General features: G+C 42.9%; 4 protein-coding genes. 1 reads left to right on the top strand and 3 read right to left on the bottom strand.

Annotation, left to right across the window (positions count from 1 at the left end):
• The first annotated feature begins 79 nt into the window (after positions 1 to 79).
• On the top strand, positions 80 to 514 hold the full coding sequence (locus JKP77_RS21975; protein WP_246601337.1) for a transposase: 435 nt from the start codon (positions 80 to 82) through the stop codon (positions 512 to 514).
• A 405-nt stretch (positions 515 to 919) separates the two neighbouring features.
• Here the strand turns inward: JKP77_RS21975 and JKP77_RS21970 are convergent, their stop codons facing one another.
• The 3 genes from JKP77_RS21970 to JKP77_RS21960 form a co-directional block, all read right to left on the bottom strand.
• On the bottom strand, positions 920 to 1222 hold the full coding sequence (locus JKP77_RS21970) for a hypothetical protein (RefSeq protein ID WP_218313316.1): 303 nt from the start codon (positions 1220 to 1222) through the stop codon (positions 920 to 922).
• Between the two features lie 237 nt (positions 1223 to 1459).
• On the bottom strand, positions 1460 to 1648 hold the full coding sequence (locus JKP77_RS21965) for a hypothetical protein (protein ID WP_218313315.1): 189 nt from the start codon (positions 1646 to 1648) through the stop codon (positions 1460 to 1462).
• A gap of 1141 nt (positions 1649 to 2789) precedes the next feature.
• On the bottom strand, positions 2790 to 2945 hold the full coding sequence (locus JKP77_RS21960; protein WP_218313314.1) for a hypothetical protein: 156 nt from the start codon (positions 2943 to 2945) through the stop codon (positions 2790 to 2792).
• Between the last annotated feature and the right edge of the window lie 107 nt (positions 2946 to 3052).

Below are 3052 nucleotides of genomic sequence, written 5' to 3'. Positions count from 1 at the left end.
ATAGAGTACCACCAACAGGCAGTTGATCTCTTCTCACCGTTTAACCATGAGTGGTGCACTTATTATCTGAAATCGGGCTTTGTATAAGGCATTTAAAGAATTCGGTAGGTTGCTAAAAACCCACTTTATTCTCAATTATGTAGACGACGAAGAACTAAGACAAAATATTCAAAAGCAGCTCAATAGAGTTGAGCTGGGGCAAAAACTTGCTGATAAAGTACTTTTTGGCAGAAATGGCAAGCTTCAGGTTGGTTTGCACGATGAAGTTCAGTTGGTGATGGCTAGCAATACTTTACTGCGCAATATGATAATTCTATGGAACTACCTTTTCCTCTCTGACTACTGCTTAACATTCGATTCTGAAGAACAACGCGCAAAAGTAATAAAGTCAATTTCAACTGGCTCAGTCATTGCTTGGGCCCATATTAACTTTATGGGTATTTACGAATTTAACCCAGTAGGTAAAAGCAGGTTTAATGCGACTTTAAACCAGATGCGCGATGTTTCCATCTAGATAATTTATTATTATCAATGGGCTAGCTCTTTATGTCGTAATCTAGTGACCTATACGGTGGTTCAGCCTATTATGCTGCGCGTTTTGGACGAGACTGGAAAGGCGCTTAGACTCAGCGGTGTTTTGAGAAAAAATATTTGGCTCATTGGTTTTCAACTTAACACTGAATTACAGCGGTCTATCAGTGATAACATGTGAATTTGAAGGGGGTAACAATGGATTTTGAGAATTTTAGAGGTCTAAATGGTATCTTGACCTTTTGATCAACTGCTTGTAACTCGTGGTGATACTCATTTTGTTTGGCGACTTTAGAATACCACCAACGGTCATCGGACTTTATTATTATCGTGTGCGACAGCAATTACTCGTCTGTGACCATACAGCTTCATTGTCTTACCAAACTTTTTACGTTTCTTTGAGAATGACCAAGTCATCAGCACAGATAGTGTTAAACCGTTCGACCTGATGCTCATTTTCACCGTAGTCAAACCGACAGATACCCTGCTCTTTCCGGCCTGAATCAATACCGTTATTAAAATCTTCTCCTGGACAAAATCCCATAAATATTATGTAAGAGTCTGCAGTTGTAGAGATGTTTATGGCATCCAATACCATTCTTGCTTCACTATATCTCTGGTTAAATTTGCCCACTGCATTGCGGTTCAGTCGAACAATTTCGGCTCGGCTCATTGTTTTTAAGAACTTCATAACCTTTCTTGTTCTACCCCCTTTAGTCGGCGTTGTGTCTCGTCTCTCGCATCGGCGATTGTCGCATATGCGCCGCTTAGCAGCGTGTCTATTGCACACCAAATCCTTGCGGTTGCCCAAAGCTTGCCATTTTTTATCTCATGGGTAGGTGGCATGGGCGGCCCCAACTCATAAACGAAATGGTCCATCTCTGTTGATGGCCAACAAGAATTTACAGAATTAAGGTCAGAAACAACGTCATAGCTGTCCGTCTTTTCTAAACGCAACGTAATTAGGCGGAGTTGACGGCCAGCCACTAGTGCCTAAGGGATGAAAATAAGAGTTGTCCTTTGTTACCACATCCACCCATGTGTAATTTTCATCACGATTCAGAGCGTCACCTGAAAGTACAACGCAAAGTGCAGTGTTATCTGTTGGGGACGTCATGTGATCATATCCTTTGATGTGATTTTCTAGCTGGTTCAGCCAAAGCTTTTCTATAGGGGAACGTCGGGTTGAAGCGACGCCGGACACCAGGTCTCTAAAGGCTTTCTATGAAAGGTGGATGAGCGCAAACCCTTCAATGTCAGGTGGCAGTAATCTTTCTAAATATACAGTGGACGCTGCGCATAGTGAGCAAACCCGGCAATGAGGTGTTAATTCTTTATCCAAACGCTTTGTATAGAGAGTTAATTGCTGGGTTGTGGGCAGTTCCCAGCCTTTTTTAGCTTCAACAATAACTTGAAACAAACCAAGGCACTGTAGTTCCAAATCCGTGTAACCACCCTGCTCGCTGTATTCCTGAAGCAAGATTTCGGTACGCCCTGCCTCTTCGAGAGATGCTCTGATACCGCATTGCTTTAGCAAAGACACTAGTAAAGACGGTGATTGGGATCGTGTTCAGCCTAATGCATAAGTAGCGCTATTCTCGTCGTGACCGTTGAGTGCAAAAACATTCTCGCACTCTTTTTTATACTTAGTGATCCCAGGCATCTTTAATCCTTTAAACTCCGTGCCTAATATTTAAAAGCTGATTGCCAGTTCTTTTCTCTTATCGACACTGCATTGGCTGCAGCGCTTCACTCAAATTCTAACTGTGTGGTTCAAGTAACCACCACTTTCCGCCTACACAACGAAGCTTTCCTCGCTTGCGTGCCCTCTCCAGCGCAGTCACAATCCTTTTTTCAGGAAGTGCCATCAGAAATGTCAAGTATTCAACCGTAGCAGGCAAACCATCAACTATGAATGCCGCCTCAACTTCGCGGCAGATGACTTTGTCAGTTATGCGCTTGAACATAATTGCCATACTGGGTATCTGAATCTCGAGCTAAGTGTACTGCTTCGAATTAAGACTGTCACCTATGAAAGCTGGTGATGGAGGCTTTCGTTTCCATCTCATAAAACATTATGCTCGGCAGACTCGGTGACAAATTGTAAACCTCCCCTTAAATAGCGGCATACCTGTTTAGAGTTCTTCGACGGACAGCTGCAAAAGACAAGATGCGGACGGTCAACTAACGCCCACATTAGGGGCAGTAATGCGTGGGCTAAAATTTGGAGCGAAGCGACTTAATGTGATTGTTAGACTTCATCTCATGCGATGTTGTAATTCCGCTTCACCAGTGCATTCAGTATAAAGTTTTTTAAACTTATCCTTTATATCTGGAAGCTCATCTAACGCATATTCACAAAACCCATCAGCATAGTGTTCTCCCTTTGGAGTTTCATGAATGAAATCAAACACACCATGCCTAAGATGTTGAAGTTCAGCAACTCGCGAATTCAACTCCGAAGTGCACCACTCGCTAAATTAAGCTGCCTTACGTAACTGCTCGAAGACGACGGCAGGCT

It is taken from the genome of Alteromonas antoniana, from assembly GCF_019249295.1.
Lineage (GTDB): Bacteria > Pseudomonadota > Gammaproteobacteria > Enterobacterales > Alteromonadaceae > Alteromonas > Alteromonas antoniana.
The sequence above is the reverse complement of the archived record's forward strand: the minus strand, read 5'-3'. Positions and strand labels throughout refer to the sequence as shown.

Bases quoted from the DNA above. Each gene is read 5' to 3' on its own strand.
- JKP77_RS21970 (WP_218313316.1), bottom strand. From the start codon at position 1,222: ATGAAGTTCTTAAAAACAATGAGCCGAGCCGAAATTGTTCGACTGAAC.
- JKP77_RS21965 (WP_218313315.1), bottom strand. From the start codon at position 1,648: ATGACGTCCCCAACAGATAACACTGCACTTTGCGTTGTACTTTCAGGT.